Raw genomic sequence first — 15,928 nt, forward strand, 5'->3', positions numbered from 1 at the left:
GCGGGGGCACGGGTGGGGAGCAATGCCCCGGGGGGATGCATCGGGTTCGATGCATCCCCCCAGGGCTCGCCGCCGGTGCGGGTCGGTCAGCCTTCGCTGACGCCCAGCTTCTCCAGGATGAGCTCCTTGACGCGGGCCGCGTCGGCCTGCCCGCGTGTGGCCTTCATGACGGCGCCGACCAGGGCGCCGGCCGCTGCCACCTTGCCGCCGCGGATCTTGTCCGCGACGCCCGGGTTGCCGGCGATGGCCTCCTCGACGGCGGCGGTCAGCGCGCCCTCGTCGGAGACGACCTTCAGACCACGCTTGTCGACGACCTCGTCCGGGGTGCCCTCGCCCGCGAGCACACCCTCGATGACCTGGCGGGCCAGCTTGTCGTTCAGGTCGCCGGAGGTCACCAGCTCGGTCACCCGGGCGACCTGCTGCGGCGTGATCGCCAGCTCGTCCAGGGTCTTGCCGGACTCGTTGGCGCTGCGCGCCAGCTCGCCCATCCACCACTTGCGGGCGGAGGCCGCGTCGGCACCGGCGTCGATCGTGGCCACGATCAGGTCCAGCGCACCGGCGTTGAGGATGGCCTGCATGTCGGTGGCCGTCACGCCCCACTCCGCCAGGAGCCGGGTACGGCGGACCAGCGGCAGCTCGGGCAGCCCGGCGCGGATCTCCTCGACCCACTCGCGGGAGGGGGCCACGGGCACCAGGTCGGGCTCCGGGAAGTACCGGTAGTCCTCGGCCTCCTCCTTCACGCGGCCCGAGGTCGTGGACCCGGTGTCCTCGTGGAAGTGGCGGGTCTCCTGGACGATCGTGCCGCCGGAGGAGAGCACCGCGGCGTGCCGCTGGATCTCGAACCGGGCGGCGCGCTCGACGGAGCGCAGCGAGTTGACGTTCTTCGTCTCGCTGCGGGTGCCGAACTTGTCGGCGTCCTTGGGCATCAGCGACAGGTTGACGTCGCAGCGCATCTGGCCCATCTCCATGCGGGCCTCGGAGACGCCGAGCGCCCGGATGACCTCGCGCAGCTCGCGGACATAGGCCTTGGCCACCTCCGGAGCACGCTCACCGGCGCCGACGATCGGCTTGGTGACGATCTCGATGAGCGGGATGCCGGCCCGGTTGTAGTCCAGCAGGGAGTGGGACGCGCCGTGGATGCGGCCGGTGGCGCCGCCGACGTGCGTCGACTTGCCGGTGTCCTCCTCCATGTGGGCGCGCTCGATCTCCACGCGGAAGGTCTCGCCGTCCTCCAGCTGCACGTCGAGGTAGCCGTTGAAGGCGATCGGCTCGTCGTACTGGGAGGTCTGAAAGTTCTTCGGCATGTCCGGATAGAAGTAGTTCTTCCGGGCGAAGCGGCACCACTCGGCGATCTCGCAGTTCAGCGCGAGACCGATCTTGACGGCGGACTCGACGCCGGTCGCGTTGACGACCGGGAGCGCGCCGGGCAGGCCGAGGCAGACCGGGCAGGTCTGGGCGTTCGGGTCGGCGCCGAGCGCGGTCGAACAGCCGCAGAACATCTTGGTCTTGGTGCCGAGTTCGACATGGACCTCGAGGCCCATGACGGGGTCGTACGACGCCAGCGCGTCCTCGTACGACACCAGGTCGGTCGTGGTGGTCACGGTGAAAACTTCCCTCTCAGCCCAGCAGGACGTCGTCGTCGCCCAGCCGCTTCAGCTCGCGGTAGAGGATGGCGAGGCCGGTGACGATCGCGGCGGCGGACACGGCGGCGTCGATCAGGCGCAGCGTGTCGCTCTCGGCGCGGGCCTTCTTCATCTGCTTGGCGACACCGAACGCGCCGAACGCGGTGGTGGCCATGGACAGGTACGTACCGGACTTGGACTTCTTGAAGCCCTTGGCCTTGGACAGGGCATTGCTCACAGCGACGGAGCCTCCTCGAGCAGCGGGTGCCCCCACTTTTCCACGAACGCGGCCTCGACGGCGGCGCCCACCTTGTACAGGCGGTCGTCCTTCATCACCGGGGCGATGATCTGCAGGCCGACCGGGAGGTTGTCCTCCGGGGCGAGACCGCAGGGCAGGGACATCGCCGCGTTGCCCGCCAGGTTGGTGGGGATGGTGCACAGGTCGGCGAGGTACATCGCCATCGGGTCGTCGGCGCGCTCGCCGATCGCGAAGGCGGTGGTCGGCGTCGTCGGGGAGACGATCACGTCGACCTGCTCGAACGCCTTGTCGAAGTCCTGCTTGATGAGGGTGCGGACCTTCTGGGCGCTGCCGTAGTACGCGTCGTAGTAGCCGGAGCTGAGGGCGTAGGTGCCGAGCATGATGCGGCGCTTGACCTCCGGGCCGAAGCCCGCCTCACGGGTGAGGGAGGTGACCTCCTCGGCCGAGTGTCCGCCGTCGTCGCCGGTGCGCAGGCCGTAGCGCAGGCCGTCGAAGCGGGCCAGGTTCGAGGAGCACTCGGACGGCGCGATCAGGTAGTACGCCGACAGCGCCAGGTCGAAGGACGGGCAGTCCAGCTCGACGATCTCGGCGCCGAGCTCCTTCAGCAGCGCGACGGACTCGTCGAAGCGCTGGATGACGCCGGCCTGGTAGCCCTCGCCGCGGAACTGCTTGACCACGCCGACGCGCATGCCCTCGACGCTGCCGTTGCGGGCCGCCTCGACGACCGGCGGGACCGGCTCGTCGATGGAGGTGGAGTCGAGCGGGTCGTGGCCGGCGATGACCTCGTGCAGCAGCGCCGCGTCGAGGACCGTGCGGGCACAGGGGCCGCCCTGGTCGAGGGAGGAGGAGAACGCGACCATGCCGTACCGGGAGACCGCGCCGTAGGTGGGCTTCACGCCGACCGTGCCGGTGACGGCGGCCGGCTGGCGGATGGAGCCGCCGGTGTCGGTGCCGATGGCCAGCGGGGCCTGGAAGGAGGCGAGCGCGGCGGAGGAGCCGCCGCCGGAGCCGCCGGGGATCCTGGTGAGGTCCCAGGGGTTGCCGGTCGGGCCGTAGGCGCTGTTCTCGGTGGAGGAGCCCATGGCGAACTCGTCCATGTTGGTCTTGCCGAGGATGACGACGTCGGCGGCCTTCAGCCGCTTGGTGAGCGTCGCGTCGTACGGCGGGATCCAGCCCTCGAGGATCTTGGAACCGACGGTGGTCGGCACGCCCTCGGTGGTGAAGATGTCCTTGAGCGCCAGCGGTACGCCGGCCAGCGGGCCGAGCTTCTCGCCGCGCGCCCGCTTCTCGTCCACGGCACGGGCCTGGGCGAGCGCGCCCTCGCGGTCGACGTGCAGGAAGGCGTGCACCTTCTCGTCGACGGCCTCGATCCGGGCCAGGTGGGCCTCGGCGACCTCGACAGCCGTGAACTCACCGGAGGCGATCTTCTCGGCGGTCTCGGCGGCGGTGAGCTTGATGATGTCCGTCATGGTTGTTACTCCTCCCCCAGGATCTGCGGCACCTTGAAACGCTGCTGCTCCTGGGCCGGGGCGCCGGAGAGCGCCTGCTCGGGGGTGAGCGACGGACGGACCTCGTCCGCGCGCATGACGTTCGTCAGCGGCAGCGGGTGGGAGGTCGGCGGTACGTCTCGGTCGGCGACCTCACTGACGCGGGCCACCGCGCCGATGATGTCGTCCAGCTGTCCCGCGAAGTGGTCGAGCTCTTCGGGCTTCAGCTCCAGACGCGCCAGCCGGGCGAGGTGGGCGACCTCCTCGCGCGTGATGCCAGGCATGCAGCGTTCCTCTGGGGTGAGTGTGTGGTTTGGGCCGGGGCCTGTGGTCACATTCCACAACAGGCGGGAATGTGCCCACAGGCCCCAATCCTATGGGGCGGTGCCCCCTGCCCGTGCAAACGGTTTGTCCGCGCTCCCTCAGCCGCGGCGGCCGTCCCACGCCTCGCTTGGCAGGAAGTGGTTGTCGTAGAGGTCCTGCACCTCCAGCAGGCTCTCCTGGCTCACCTCGCCGAGGCGGACGCGCTGGAGGTGGCGGAAGTACTCGAAGCGCTCGACACCGGGCGTGATGACCACGAGGAGGTCGGCCGGGCTGCCGGGGACGGCGGCGAAGGCATGGGGCCGGCCCGGCGGGACGATCACGAGGTCGCCGCGCCCGGCGGTGACGACGTCGTCGCCGGAGAGGATCTCCGCGGCGCCGTCCAAGACGAAGAACATCTCGGCGGAGTCGTCGTGCCGGTGCGGACGGGCGCCGTCCGCGCCGTCGGCCAGGGTGACCCGGACGGTGGACAGCGCGCCCGCGGTGGCGCTGCTGTCGGCCAGCAGCTTGACGCTGGTGGGCGCGGAGCCGACCACCTCCGCGTCGGCGTCGCGGACGATCACGGACTCGTCGAACTTCGGTACGAACAGCGACATGGCTCGCCTCCCTGGGAGATTGCCGGACGGGCTTCGCCGGTCCGGTACCTGCGGACGGTGCCGTCGAACGGGCGCCGGCGGCGGTTCGCCGTCCGGCGGCCCGGAGCCGTCGGACGGGGGCCGGCGTACCGGGGCCGCCCGACGCGGCCGTCGTGCGGGCGCCGTCAGACGGCGAAGAGCAGTCCGGCGCTGATCAGCACAACGATCGCCGTGGCGAAGTGGATCCCGAAGGCGACGGCCTTCGTTCCGCCGTGGCGCAGCACTATGAGCGTGTCGCCGAGCGGTGCGATCGCCACGATCAGCATGTACCAGGCCTCGGCGCGGGCGCCCACGAAGGCGATCAGCGCCAGTCCCAGCAGTGCGAAGGCGCCGTCCCTCAGACCTTTGACCGTGAGGTAGGCGGCGTCGCCGTCCGGCTTCGCCGGGACGCCGTAGCCGGCGGCGGCCGGGCGGGGCTGGAGCAGGAAACGGGCCCCGATGAACAGGAAGAACAGGTCGAGCACGATGGCCAGGACGTACGCGGTGGTGGTCACGGCAAGCTCCTCGTTCACGGAATCTAGCAACGCTAGGAACGAGAGCGAAGCTACCAGAGCGTCGACAGGTTGGCTAGCGCCGCTAGAATGAGTGGCATGACGATCCAGACGCGCCGGGAGCGCGAACGAGCGGAACGCGAGCGGCTGATCGTGACGGCCGCGCGGGAACTGGCGGAGGCGGAGGGCTGGGACGCGGTCACCACACGCCGGCTGGCCGCCGAGATCGAGTACAGCCAGCCCGTCCTGTACAGCCACTTCAAGGGCAAGGACGCGATCATGGCCGCGGTCGCGGTGCAGGGGTGCGAGGTACTGGCCGCCGAGCTGCGGACGGCGCGCACGGCGGCCGGGGGCGTCCGGGGGCCGCTGGCGGCGGTGGGCGAGGCGTACACCGCCTTCGCCCGGCGGCGGCCCGCGCTCTACGACGCGATGTTCACGCACATGGTGGACCTGCCGTTCGCCACGCCCGAGGCTCCGGCGCCCCTCCACGAGGCGTTCGGCGAGCTGCTGGCGGCCGTCCGGCCGATCGCGGCCGAGGGCGACGACCCGGGGCTGCTGACCGAGACGTACTGGGCCGCGCTGCACGGCCTGGTGACGCTGATGCGCAGCGGCCGGCTCCCGCAGGAGGCCCACGAACGCCGACTGGCCCTGCTGATCGGCCACTTCGTACCGCCGGACGCGGACTGAACCGCGCGGACCGGACGGAGGGGGCGGCCAGGACCGCGGGTGGGGCGGGCCGGCCGGCGGGAGGAGTCCGCGGGCCCCGGGGAGGCGCCGGCCGGGTCACGGGCGGGCGGGCGGGAGCCTCACTCCTCGGCCGCCGCCGCGGGCAGCGCGGCGGCGGGGCGGACCCAGCCCCTCGATCCCCGGGCGCGCAGCCAGGCGGTGGTCTCCCCGGGGGGCATCGCGGCGGCGACCAGCCAGCCCTGTACGGCGTCGCAGCCCAGATCGCGCAGCCGCTCCCAGGTCTCGTCGTCCTCGACGCCCTCCGCGACGACGAGCAGCCCGAGGGAGTGGGCCAGGTCGACGGTGCAGCGCACGATCTCGGCGTCCTCGGTGTCCACCGCCAGCCGGGCCACGAACGAGCGGTCGATCTTCAGCTCGCTCACCGGCAGCCGGCGCAGGTGCACCAGCGACGAGTAGCCGGTGCCGAAGTCGTCCAGCGACATCTTCACTCCGTGCGCGGTCAGCCCGGCCAGCGTGTCGGCGGCCCGCTGCGGGTCCTCCAGGAGCACGTGCTCGGTGATCTCCAGCTGGAGCGCTCCGGCCGGGACGCCGTGCCGGGCCAGCCGGGCGGCCACCGAGCCGGCGAAGCCGGGGGTGTGCACGTCGCGCGGGGAGACGTTGACCGCGACGGGCACGAAGAGGCCCTGGGCGCGCCACTCGGCTACCTGCCCGAGGGCGGTCTCCAGCACGTACTCCGTCAGATGGGGCATCAGGCCGGAGGATTCGGCGATCGCTATGAACTCGTCCGGCGGGACCTTGCCCCGCTCGGGGTGCACCCAGCGCACCAGCGCCTCCAGGCCGGCGACCTGGCCGTCGAAGCGGACCTTGGGCTGGTAGTGCAGCTGGACCTCGTGGGCGTCCAGGGCGCGGCGCAGGTCGCCCAGCAGGCCGAGCCGGTCCGGGGTGTTGGAGTCCCGCTTGGACTCGTACACCTCCACGCCCGTACGGTCGCGCTTGGCCTGGTACATCGCCACGTCCGCCCGGCGCAGCATGCCCTCGGCGTCCAGGGCGTGGTCGGGGAAGACGGCGACCCCCGCACTGGCCTCCAGGACGAGGGTGAGCCCGTCGAGGTCGAGCGGCGAGCTGAGGGCGGTGACCAGCCCGCGCGCGATCCGGGTCGCGGACGTGGTGGAGTCGGCGACGGGCAGTAACACGGCGAACTCGTCCCCGCCCAGCCGCGCGGCCTCCGCTCCGTGCGGCAGGGCCTGCCGCAGCCGGTCGGCTATCTGCAGCAGCAGCCGGTCACCGGCGAGATGACCGAGCGTGTCGTTGACCGAGCGGAAGCGGTCGAGGTCGATCAGCATCAGGGCGGCCCGGGCGCCGGCGCGCTCGGCTTCGTCGAGGGCGGTCCAGATGCGGTCCAGGAGCCACTGCCGGTTGGGCAGCCCGGTCAGCGGGTCGCGCAGCTGCTCCTCGGCCCGGGCGCGGGCTATCCACAGGGTGGAGTCGAGGGCGATGAGCGGGATGGCGAACAGCGGCAGCAGCACGGGCTCGGCGACGGCGACGACGCAGACCAGCGGTGCGATGCCGAGCAGGGCGACCGCGAGGAGACCCTGTCTGACCAGGGCGGTGCGGGCGACGGTGGGCAGGCCGCCGGTGCGCGGGGAGTGCAGGTACCACAGCAGGAGCCGGGTGACCGCGAGGTAGGCGGCGGCGGCCAGCACGACCGCGGGGACGGTGTAGGCGGTCCAGGCGCCCGGGTCCCAGGGCCGTTCCACGGTCGGCACCCGGCCGAAGGCGGCCAGCACGAGGGCGGCGGCGCCGATCCCGAGGATGTCCACCGCGCCGTTCAGCACGCCCGGCCGCCAGCGGCCCCGCCGGGCTATGCCGACCAGGGCGACGACGGCGAGGCTGACCATGCCGGCCGGGACCCAGCCGTACAGCAGGAGCACCGCGAGGGTGAGGGCGGTGCCGGAACCGGTGCCGCCCCACCAGCGGGCGCGGCCGAGCATGACCAGGTGGCCGACGATGACGCCGGTGAGCACGGCGAGCGACCAGCCGACCGTGCCGGACGGGAAGAGCGCGTGACCCGCGGTGTACGCCCGGCAGAAGCCGGCGCTCAGGGCGAGAGCGGCCGCGGTGACGACCGTCACGGGCAGCGTGCGCCGGGGCCCGGACCGTCCGGGCCCGGTTCCGGGCGGGCCGGACGCGGGTTCGCCGGCCGGCGAGGTGCGGGCCCGGCTCTCCACCACGGTGTACTGTCCCGCCGCGCGCCCGGCGAGTCCCGCGCGCTTCAGCACGCCCGGACGTTCCCCCGCCCGCTCCCGGCCCCCTCGCCATGCGCCGGTCACCCGGCGCAGCCGTGAGTGCGGGGCGGCGCTCTCGGTCGGTTCCATTCCCGTCCCTCTCACAGCCGGCGGTGCCCACGCCGCGCGTCCCGGTGCCCTTTCGGCCCGCACCGGTACCGCGCTGGAAAACCCTTCCACGCGCTCGTCGGAGCACGGGGTGCTCCGACCGCTGGCCGGGCACGGCGGGCGCACCCCTCAACAGTAGGCCGCGGAAGGCTCGCTCGGGCACCGGTCGCCGACGGTTGCCCGAATGCGCCCCGGCCACCCGTATGCATCTGGTATGCGCCGAACCGGTGGCCTTCAACCACTACTCGCCGGTCGGGAGGGCGACTTCGGCCGCCGCGTCCGGTCCCTGGTCCAACAGGACGGCGAAACCGTCCTCGTTCAGGACCGGCACCTTCAACTGCATCGCCTTGTCGTACTTGGACCCGGGGTTGTCACCGACCACGACGAAGGACGTCTTCTTCGAGACGGAGCCGGTCACCTTGGCCCCCCGGCTCTGCAGCGCGTCCTTCGCGCCGTCCCGGGTGAAGTTCTCGAGGGTGCCGGTGACCACGACCGTCAGGCCCTCCAGCGGGCGCGGGCCCTCGTCCTCGCCGGTGCCCTGGTCCTCCAACGGCACGCCGGCGGCCTTCCACTTGCGCACGATCTCCCGGTGCCAGTCCTCCGCGAACCACTCCTTGAGCGCGGCGGCGATGATCGGGCCGACCCCGTCGATGCGCGCGAGTTCCTCCTCGGTGGCCTGTTCGATGCGGTCGATGGAGCGGAACTCGCGGGCCAGCGCCTGGGCCGCCACCGGCCCGACGTGACGGATGGAGAGCCCGTTCAGGAAACGGGCCAGCGGACGGCCCTTGGCCGCCTCGACGTTCCGCAGCAGCGCCAGGGTGTTCTTCTTCGGCTCGCCCTTCTGGTTGGCGAAGACGGTGACGACCTTCTCCTCGCCCGTGTTCGGGTCCCGCTTGGGCAGGCCGCTGTCCGGGTCCAGGACGTAGGCCTTGATGGGCAGCAGCTTCTCCACGGTGAGGTCGAACAGGTCGCCCTCGTCGACGAGCGGCGGGTCGGCCGGTTCCAGCGGGCGGGTGAGCGCGGCGGCGGCCACCTCGCCGAAGTTCTCGATGTCCAGGCACTCGCGGCCCGCGAGGTAGGAGACGCGCTCGCGCAACTGGGCCGGGCAGGTGCGGGCGTTGGGGCAGCGCAGGTCGATGTCGCCCTCCTTCATGGCCCGCAGCGGCGTACCGCACTCGGGGCACTCGGCGGGCATCACGAACTCCCGTTCACCGCCGTCGCGCAGGTCGACGACCGGACCGAGGATCTCCGGGATGACGTCACCGGCCTTGCGGAGCACCACCGTGTCGCCGATGAGCACGCCCTTGGCCTTCACCACGTCCTGGTTGTGCAGGGTGGCGAACTCGACCTCGGAGCCGGCCACCGTGACCGGCTCGACCTGCGCGTACGGCGTGACGCGGCCGGTGCGTCCGACGCCCACCTTGATGTCGATCAGTTTGGTGTTGACCTCTTCGGGCGCGTACTTGTAGGCGATCGCCCAGCGCGGTGCGCGCGCGGTGGAGCCGAGCCGGCCCTGGAGGCGGATCTCGTCGAGCTTGACGACCACGCCGTCGATCTCGTGCTCCACCGAGTGCCGGTGCTCGCCGTAGTACGCGATGAACTCGCGGACGCCGTCGAGGCCGTCGACCACCCGGTTGTGCCCGGAGGTGGGCAGGCCCCAGGAGTGCAGCAGGTCGTACCCCTGGGAGAGCCGGGTCAGGCCCTCGTACCCCCGCAGGGCGCCGATGCCGTGGACGACCATGTGCAGGGGGCGGCCGGCGGTGACCCGCGGGTCCTTCTGGCGCAGCGAACCGGCCGCCGCGTTGCGCGGGTTGGCGAACGGCTTGTCGCCGGCGGCGACCAGGCGGGCGTTGAGCTCCTCGAACTTGGCCATCGGGAAGTAGACCTCGCCGCGGACCTCCACCAGGTCGGGGACGCGGTCGCCCTTCAACCGGTCCGGGATCTCGGCGATCGTACGGACGTTGGGGGTGATGTCCTCGCCGGTGCGGCCGTCGCCGCGGGTCGCCGCGCGGGTGAGCCGGCCGTGCTCGTAGGTCAGGTTGACGGCGAGTCCGTCGACCTTGAGCTCGCACAGGAAGTGGTACTCCTGTTCGCCCAGCTCCCTGGCGATCCGGTCGACCCAGGCGGCGAGGTCGTCGTCGTTGAACGTGTTGTCCAGCGAGAGCATCCGCTCGCGGTGCTCGACCGCCGTGAACTCCGTCTCGTACGAGCCCGCGACCTTCTGGGTCGGCGAGTCGGGAGTGCGCAGCTCCGGGTACTCCTCCTCCAGCTCCTCCAGGGAGCGCAGGAGCCGGTCGAAGTCGGCGTCGCTGATGACGGGCGCGTCCTTGACGTAGTACCGGAAGCGGTGCTCCTCGACCTGCTCCGCGAGCCGCGCGTGCTTCTCCCGTGCCTCGGCGGGCACCGCTGTCTCCGCTTGCTGCTTGTCGCCGGCCACCGTGTGGTCCTCCCGTTACTCTGGGTTGTCCGCGAGGGATTTCGCCGCCCGGACGCAGTGGGCGAGCGCCCGGCGTGCGTACGCGGGGGAAGCGCCCGCGAGTCCGCACGCCGGGGAGAGCGTGACCGCCTGGGCGAGAAGCCCAGGTCGCAGCCCCAGCCTGCGCCACAGCATTCTGACACCCATGACGCTACCGGCAGGGTCTGACAACGGGCCGTCGGTGGCCGGGACGACGCCGGCGAAGAGGTGGGTGCCGCCCTCCACGGCCTCTCCGATCGCTTCGTCGTCGCGCTCCGTGAGCAGCGAGAAGTCGAAGGAGACCGCCGCCGCGCCCGCCCGGCGCAGCAGCGCGAAGGGCACGTCCGGCGCGCAGGAGTGGACCACGACGGGGCCTGGGGCGTGCGCCCCGAGCACGTCCCGGAGGGTGGCCTCGACCACCTGCCGGTCGACGGCTCGGTGGGTGCGGTAGCCGCTGGCCGTCCTCACCTGCCCGCGCAGGACCGCGGTCAGGGAGGGTTCGTCGACCTGGAGGACGAGCTCGGCGTCGGGCACGCGCCGCCGCACCTCGGCGAGGTGCAGCCGCAGTCCCTCGGCGAGCGAGGCGGCGAGGTCCCGGCAGGCGCCGGGGTCGGAGAGGACGGCCTCGCCGTTCCTCAGCTCCAGGTTGGCGGCGAGTGTCCAGGGGCCGACGGCCTGCACCTTCAGCGGCCCCTGGTGCCCCTGGGTGAACTCCTCCAGGGCGTCGAGGTCCTCCCCCAGCCAGGACCGGGCCCGCCGGGTGTCCCGTCCGGGCCGGTCGCCGATCCGCCATCCGCTGGGCTCCACGCGCGCGTACAGCTCGACGAGCATCCCGGCGGTGCGGCCGATCATGTCGGCGCCGGGCCCCCGGGCGGGCAGCTCGGGAAGGAAGGGGAAGTCCTCGAACGTCCCGGTGACGGTCTTGGCGGCCTCCCGGGCGTCCCCACCGGGCATCGACCCGATCCCGGTGGCGGCGCCGTACTGGAACTGGCTGTTTTCGCTCACGCGGGAAGCCTACGGAACGGCTCCGGGCGATCAGCGCCCCGGCCGGACCGTCAGGTCGTTGACCTCCGCGTCGCGCGGCAGGTCGAGGGCCATCAGGATGGTGGTCGCCACCGACTCCGGGTCGATCCACTTCTCCGGGTCGTACCGCTTGCCCTCCTGCTGGTGGACCTTGGCCTGCATGGGGCTGGCGGTGCGGCCCGGGTAGACGGAGGTCACCCGGACCCCGTTGCCGTGCTCCTCCTGGCGCAGGGCGTCGGCCAGCGCCTTGAGGCCGTGCTTGGAGGCCGCGTACGCGGACCAGTCGGGGCTCGCGTCGAGGCCGGCGCCCGAGTTGACGAAGAGCACGTGGCCACGCGCGGCGCGCAGCTGGGGCAGGAAGTGGCGGGTCAGCTCCGCCGGGGCGATGAGGTTGACGTCGAGCTGGTGACGCCAGGTCTTCGGGGTCAGCTCGCCGACCGGGCCGAGGTCGACCACACCCGCGACGTGCAGCAGGGAGTCCACCCGGTCGGGCAGCGACTGGTGGGAGAACGCCCAGCTCAGCCGGTCCGGGTCGGCCAGGTCGCCGACCAGTGTGCGCGCGCCGGGGAACTGTGCCGCCAGCTCCTTGGCCCGGCCCGCGTCGCGCGCGTGCAGCACGAGTTCGTCGCCGCGCGCGTGCAGACGGCGGGCGACGGCCGCGCCGATGCCGGAACCGGCTCCGGTGATCACATGTGTAGCCATGCCCGCCATGCTCGCACCACCGGGTCAGCGCTCGCCCAGCGACTCCTCCAGGTACGCGAGCGCGGCCGTCGGCTCCTCGGCGAAGTACACCAGCTCGGCGAGCGGCCGGGGCAGGAACCCCTCCTCCTCCATGCGGCGGAACTGCTCGCGCAGGCCGTCGTAGAAGCCCGCGGTGTTCAGCAGGACCACCGGCTTCTCGGTCCGGCCGTGCTTCTTCAGCTCCAGGATCTCGGTGGCCTCGTCGAGGGTCCCGGTGCCGCCGACCATGATCACCACGGCGTCGGCCTTCTCCAGCAGCAGCCTCTTGCGCTCGGCGAGGTTCGGCGCGATCACCATGTCGTCGACGCCGGGCCGCGCCTTGGCCGACAGGAAGTCGACCGACACGCCGACGAGCCGGCCGCCCGCCTCCTGCACGCCGTCCGCGACCACCTTCATCAGCCCGCTGTCGGACCCGCCCCAGACCAGGGTGTGGCCGCCCTTGCCGAGCAGGCGGGCGAAGTCCCGGGCGGGGCCCGTGTAGCGGTCGGCGAGGTCGGCGGCGGACAGGAAGACGCAGATGTTCATGGCCTCAACGGTACGCGGCGCGCGGACGGGCCTCGGACCGAACCCGGGAAGAACCCGGCGCGCGCGGGTGCTGTACCGGTATGGCCCAAGGACACACGATCACCATCGAGCGGAGCGGCGAGCACGTGCGCGTGGTGCACGGCGGCCAGGTACTGGCGGAGAGCGACCGCCCCCTGGTGCTGCGCGAGACCGGCTGTCCGCCGCGCTACTACCTGCCGCCCAACGACGTACGCCTCGACCTGCTGACCCCCTCCGACACGCACACGCACTGCCCCTTCAAGGGCGACGCCTCCTACTGGTCGCTGCCGGACGCGCCGGACCTGGTGTGGGCGTACCCCGACCCGAAGCCGGACGTGGCGGCGATCAAGGACCACCTGTGCTTCTACGAGGTGGAAGTGGTGTGAGGGGAAGTGATGCCGGCGCGCCGGGTGTGAAAGGAGGGGGTACGACGACCTGATCGTCCGGTGCCTCCGCGATGAGCCGGGTCCGGCGTGGCAGTCTGCTGTGGCATGGAGAAGATGGTCACCTCACGCGACGGCACACCCATCGCGTACCGACGCACCGGACACGGCCCCGCGGTCGTCCTCGTGAGCGGGGCGATGTCGACGGGTGCGACGATGGCGCCGCTGGCGGCCCGCCTCGCGGACCGCTTCGACGTCCTCGTCCCCGACCGCCGGGGACGTCGCGAGAGCGGCGACACGGCGCCCTACGCGGTGGCCCGCGAGGTGGAGGACCTCGCGGCGATCCTCGACGCGGCGGGCGGCAGCGCGGCGCTGTACGGCATCTCGTCGGGCGGCGCGCTCGCCCTTCAGGCGGCGGCGAGCGGCCTGCCGGTGACGCGGGTGGCGGTCTACGAGCCGCCGTTCGCGCTGTCCGGCGAGGACGCCGGGGAGCGCGCCGAGTACACCGCGCGGCTGACGGAGGCGCTCGCCGAGGGCCGGCGCGGTGACGCGGTGGCCCTGTTCCTGTCCCTGACCGGCCTGGCGCCGGAGATGATCGCCAACGCCCGCAACTCCCCCATGTGGCCCGACATGGAGGCGATCGCGCCGACCCTGGCCCACGACGACGCGGTGATGGCCGACGGTCTGCTCCCCCGCGACCGGCTGGCCCGGATCACCGCACCGGTGCTGTCCCTGGCCGGCGGCGGGAGTCCCGCCGCCCTGCGGGAGGCCGCCCGGGCGACGGCCGAGGCGGTCCCGGACGGCGCGTACCGCTGTCTGGCCGGTCAGACCCACATGGTGGACCCGGACGTACTGGCGCCGGCGCTGGCGGAGTTCTTCGGGGCGTAGCCGGGGCCCCGTGCTCCCGGCGGGTCAGGCCGCCCCGGCGGTCGCGCGCGTGGTCGCGGCGATCGTCGCCGACCCCACCACCCGGGTGCCGTCGTACAGGACGACGGCCTGGCCGGGGGCGACGCCGCGGACCGGCTCGGTGAAGGTGACCCGCAGTTCGCCGTCGACGAGCTCCGCGGTGACCTCGCTCTCGCCGCCGTGGGCGCGCAGCTGGGCGGTGTAGGTGCCGGGGCCGGTGGGGGCGGCGCCGCACCAGCGGGGCTTGATCGCGGTGAGGGCCTCGACGTCCAGGGCGGCGGCGGGGCCGACCGTGACGGTGTTGGTGACCGGGGAGATGTCCAGGACGTAGCGGGGCTTGCCGTCGGGGGCCGGGGTGCCGATGCGCAGGCCCTTGCGCTGTCCGACGGTGAAGCCGTACGCGCCCTCGTGGGTGCCGACGACCGCGCCGGACTCGTCGACGATGTCGCCCTCCGCCTTGCCCAGGCGGCTCGCGAGGAAGCCCTGGGTGTCGCCGTCGGCGATGAAGCAGATGTCGTGCGAGTCGGGCTTCTTGGCGACGGCCAGGCCGCGCCGCTCGGCCTCCGCGCGGATCTCGTCCTTGGTGGTGACCGTGTCGCCGAGCGGGAACATCGCGTGCGCGAGCTGCCTGTCGTCCAGGACACCGAGGACGTAGGACTGGTCCTTGGCCATGTCGGAGGCGCGGTGCAGCTCGCGGGCGCCGTCCTCGTTCACGATCACCTTGGCGTAGTGGCCGGTGCACACCGCGTCGAAGCCGAGGGCCAGGGCCTTGTCCAGCAGCGCGGCGAACTTGATCTTCTCGTTGCAGCGCAGGCACGGGTTGGGGGTGCGGCCGGCCTCGTACTCGGCGACGAAGTCCTCCACGACGTCCTCGCGGAAGCGGTCGGCGAGGTCCCAGACGTAGAACGGGATGCCGATCACGTCCGCGGCGCGGCGGGCGTCGCGCGAGTCCTCGATGGTGCAACAGCCCCGCGCGCCCGTGCGGAAGGACTGCGGGTTCGCGGAGAGCGCGAGGTGGACGCCGGTGACGTCGTGGCCGGCTTCCGCGGCGCGCGCGGCGGCGACGGCGGAGTCGACGCCGCCCGACATGGCGGCGAGGACGCGGAGGGGGCGGGGGCGCTGCGGGGTGTCAGTCATAGCCCCTCCAGGGTACGGGGGCGCGGGAACGCCGGCGGCCGGATATCCGTTGCAGATCGCATGGGGGAGAACAGCAGCGCCGGGGGCGGCCCGGACCGGAGCGTGCGGCGGCGCGCCCTGCTCGTGGGCGGGGCCGCGGTGGTCGCGGGCGGGATCGCGGTGGGCCACGACGCGCTGGGCCGGCTGTGGTGGAAGCTGCCCGGCGCGCAGCGGCCGCGGGTCGCGGGCGCGGTGGACTTCCGCGGCGCCCGGTGGGTGGCGGCGTCCCAGGCCAACTACCGGCGGGCGGACCGCCCGGACGACTACCCGGTCGACCGTGTGGTCGTCCACGTCACGCAGGGCGGCTACGCGAGCGCGGTGAAGGCGTTCCAGGACCCGGGGCACGGCGCCGCCGCGCATTACATAGTCGACCGGGACGGGCGGGTGACGCAGATGATCCGCGAGCTGGACGTGGCCTTCCACGCGGGCAACCGCCGGTACAACGAGCGGAGCGTCGGCATAGAGCACGAGGGCTTCGTGGCCGACGCGTCGTCCTTCACGGCCGCCATGTACGCCGGCTCGGCGCGGCTGACGGCGGGGATCTGCCGGCGCTACGGCATACCCCTCGACCGCGAGCACATCATCGGCCACGTGGAGGTGCCGGGCGCGGACCACACGGATCCCGGACCGCACTGGGACTGGGCCCGCTACCTGCGGCTGGTGCGGGAGGCGGCGGCCGACTCCGAGGCGCCCTCGGGTTCCGGGACGCCCTCCGTCCCCGGAGCGCCCTCGGGAGCCGGGAAGCCCTCCGACCCCAGGGAGCCCTCGGGTCCCTGACCGCGGCGGCCCGCGGTGTCCGTCGGGCC

Annotated in this window: 16 protein-coding genes; 4 read left to right on the forward strand and 12 right to left on the reverse strand. The window is 72.9% G+C overall.

Annotated elements, in window-relative coordinates; genetic code table 11:
• Nucleotides 1-86 precede the first annotated feature (86 nt).
• The 6 genes from gatB to ACF061_RS17830 all read right to left on the reverse strand — a co-directional run bounded on the left by gatB (nucleotide 87) and on the right by ACF061_RS17830 (nucleotide 4,818).
• On the reverse strand, nucleotides 87-1,601 hold the full coding sequence (gatB, locus tag ACF061_RS17805) for an Asp-tRNA(Asn)/Glu-tRNA(Gln) amidotransferase subunit GatB (protein WP_392267800.1): 1,515 nt from the start codon (nucleotides 1,599-1,601) through the stop codon (nucleotides 87-89).
• A gap of 16 nt (nucleotides 1,602-1,617) precedes the next feature.
• Nucleotides 1,618-1,860, reverse strand: a complete 243-nt coding sequence (locus ACF061_RS17810) for a hypothetical protein (RefSeq protein WP_392267801.1) — start codon at nucleotides 1,858-1,860, stop codon at nucleotides 1,618-1,620.
• Nucleotides 1,857-3,350 carry an Asp-tRNA(Asn)/Glu-tRNA(Gln) amidotransferase subunit GatA gene (gatA, locus tag ACF061_RS17815; RefSeq protein ID WP_392267802.1) on the reverse strand — a complete coding sequence of 498 codons (1,494 nt, stop codon included), beginning with the start codon at nucleotides 3,348-3,350 and terminating at the stop codon, nucleotides 1,857-1,859. Before gatA ends, ACF061_RS17810 begins: the two co-directional genes overlap by 4 nt.
• A gap of 5 nt (nucleotides 3,351-3,355) precedes the next feature.
• A complete protein-coding gene (gene gatC / locus ACF061_RS17820) occupies nucleotides 3,356-3,652 on the reverse strand; it encodes an Asp-tRNA(Asn)/Glu-tRNA(Gln) amidotransferase subunit GatC (RefSeq protein WP_009190762.1) in 297 nt (98 codons plus the stop codon).
• A gap of 138 nt (nucleotides 3,653-3,790) precedes the next feature.
• Nucleotides 3,791-4,285 (reverse strand): cupin domain-containing protein, encoded by a 495-nt coding sequence (locus ACF061_RS17825; protein WP_392267803.1) that lies wholly within the window; start codon nucleotides 4,283-4,285, stop codon nucleotides 3,791-3,793.
• Nucleotides 4,286-4,449: 164 nt separating this feature from the next.
• A complete protein-coding gene (locus ACF061_RS17830; protein ID WP_392267804.1) occupies nucleotides 4,450-4,818 on the reverse strand; it encodes a DUF4267 domain-containing protein in 369 nt (122 codons plus the stop codon).
• A gap of 96 nt (nucleotides 4,819-4,914) precedes the next feature.
• On the opposite strand from ACF061_RS17830, the gene ACF061_RS17835 reads away from it, so the two are divergent.
• Nucleotides 4,915-5,502, forward strand: coding sequence for a TetR/AcrR family transcriptional regulator (locus tag ACF061_RS17835; protein WP_392267805.1), 588 nt, complete (start codon nucleotides 4,915-4,917; stop codon nucleotides 5,500-5,502).
• 119 nt (nucleotides 5,503-5,621) lie between these two features.
• On the opposite strand, the gene ACF061_RS17840 is transcribed toward ACF061_RS17835, so the two are convergent.
• The 5 genes from ACF061_RS17840 to ACF061_RS17860 all read right to left on the reverse strand — a co-directional run bounded on the left by ACF061_RS17840 (nucleotide 5,622) and on the right by ACF061_RS17860 (nucleotide 12,639).
• Entirely contained in the window at nucleotides 5,622-7,877 is a 2,256-nt protein-coding gene (locus ACF061_RS17840; RefSeq protein ID WP_392267806.1) for a putative bifunctional diguanylate cyclase/phosphodiesterase, read from the reverse strand.
• A gap of 259 nt (nucleotides 7,878-8,136) precedes the next feature.
• Entirely contained in the window at nucleotides 8,137-10,332 is a 2,196-nt protein-coding gene (gene ligA / locus ACF061_RS17845) for an NAD-dependent DNA ligase LigA (protein ID WP_392267807.1), read from the reverse strand.
• A 15-nt stretch (nucleotides 10,333-10,347) separates the two neighbouring features.
• A complete protein-coding gene (locus tag ACF061_RS17850) occupies nucleotides 10,348-11,355 on the reverse strand; it encodes a methionine synthase (RefSeq protein WP_392267808.1) in 1,008 nt (335 codons plus the stop codon).
• Nucleotides 11,356-11,385: 30 nt separating this feature from the next.
• Complete coding sequence (locus ACF061_RS17855) at nucleotides 11,386-12,084, reverse strand: SDR family oxidoreductase (RefSeq protein ID WP_392267809.1); 699 nt, start codon at nucleotides 12,082-12,084, stop codon at nucleotides 11,386-11,388.
• Between the two features lie 15 nt (nucleotides 12,085-12,099).
• Nucleotides 12,100-12,639 (reverse strand): TIGR00730 family Rossman fold protein, encoded by a 540-nt coding sequence (locus ACF061_RS17860; protein WP_392267810.1) that lies wholly within the window; start codon nucleotides 12,637-12,639, stop codon nucleotides 12,100-12,102.
• Nucleotides 12,640-12,719: 80 nt separating this feature from the next.
• Between ACF061_RS17860 and ACF061_RS17865 the strand changes: the two genes are divergently transcribed.
• Complete coding sequence (locus ACF061_RS17865) at nucleotides 12,720-13,043, forward strand: DUF427 domain-containing protein (RefSeq protein ID WP_392267811.1); 324 nt, start codon at nucleotides 12,720-12,722, stop codon at nucleotides 13,041-13,043.
• 105 nt (nucleotides 13,044-13,148) lie between these two features.
• On the forward strand, nucleotides 13,149-13,928 hold the full coding sequence (locus tag ACF061_RS17870; RefSeq protein ID WP_392267812.1) for an alpha/beta fold hydrolase: 780 nt from the start codon (nucleotides 13,149-13,151) through the stop codon (nucleotides 13,926-13,928).
• Nucleotides 13,929-13,952: 24 nt separating this feature from the next.
• Here the strand turns inward: ACF061_RS17870 and mnmA are convergent, their stop codons facing one another.
• Nucleotides 13,953-15,083: a tRNA 2-thiouridine(34) synthase MnmA gene (gene mnmA / locus ACF061_RS17875; RefSeq protein WP_392267813.1), complete on the reverse strand. Its 1,131-nt coding sequence runs from the start codon at nucleotides 15,081-15,083 to the stop codon at nucleotides 13,953-13,955.
• 60 nt (nucleotides 15,084-15,143) lie between these two features.
• On the opposite strand from mnmA, the gene ACF061_RS17880 reads away from it, so the two are divergent.
• Nucleotides 15,144-15,899 (forward strand): N-acetylmuramoyl-L-alanine amidase, encoded by a 756-nt coding sequence (locus ACF061_RS17880; RefSeq protein ID WP_392267814.1) that lies wholly within the window; start codon nucleotides 15,144-15,146, stop codon nucleotides 15,897-15,899.
• Nucleotides 15,900-15,928: the final 29 nt, after the last annotated feature.

The organism is Streptomyces sp. NPDC015220, assembly GCF_043079345.1.
In the GTDB taxonomy this organism is placed as follows: Bacteria; Actinomycetota; Actinomycetes; order Streptomycetales; family Streptomycetaceae; genus Streptomyces.

Bases quoted from the DNA above. Each gene is read 5' to 3' on its own strand.
- ACF061_RS17840 (WP_392267806.1), bottom strand. From the start codon at position 7,877: ATGGAACCGACCGAGAGCGCCGCCCCGCACTCACGGCTGCGCCGGGTG.
- gatA (WP_392267802.1), bottom strand. From the start codon at position 3,350: ATGACGGACATCATCAAGCTCACCGCCGCCGAGACCGCCGAGAAGATC.
- ACF061_RS17870 (WP_392267812.1), top strand. From the start codon at position 13,149: ATGGAGAAGATGGTCACCTCACGCGACGGCACACCCATCGCGTACCGA.
- ACF061_RS17855 (WP_392267809.1), bottom strand. From the start codon at position 12,084: ATGGCGGGCATGGCTACACATGTGATCACCGGAGCCGGTTCCGGCATC.
- ACF061_RS17860 (WP_392267810.1), bottom strand. From the start codon at position 12,639: ATGAACATCTGCGTCTTCCTGTCCGCCGCCGACCTCGCCGACCGCTAC.
- gatC (WP_009190762.1), bottom strand. From the start codon at position 3,652: ATGCCTGGCATCACGCGCGAGGAGGTCGCCCACCTCGCCCGGCTGGCG.
- ACF061_RS17865 (WP_392267811.1), top strand. From the start codon at position 12,720: ATGGCCCAAGGACACACGATCACCATCGAGCGGAGCGGCGAGCACGTG.
- ACF061_RS17835 (WP_392267805.1), top strand. From the start codon at position 4,915: ATGACGATCCAGACGCGCCGGGAGCGCGAACGAGCGGAACGCGAGCGG.
- mnmA (WP_392267813.1), bottom strand. From the start codon at position 15,083: ATGACTGACACCCCGCAGCGCCCCCGCCCCCTCCGCGTCCTCGCCGCC.
- ACF061_RS17825 (WP_392267803.1), bottom strand. From the start codon at position 4,285: ATGTCGCTGTTCGTACCGAAGTTCGACGAGTCCGTGATCGTCCGCGAC.
- ACF061_RS17880 (WP_392267814.1), top strand. From the start codon at position 15,144: ATGGGGGAGAACAGCAGCGCCGGGGGCGGCCCGGACCGGAGCGTGCGG.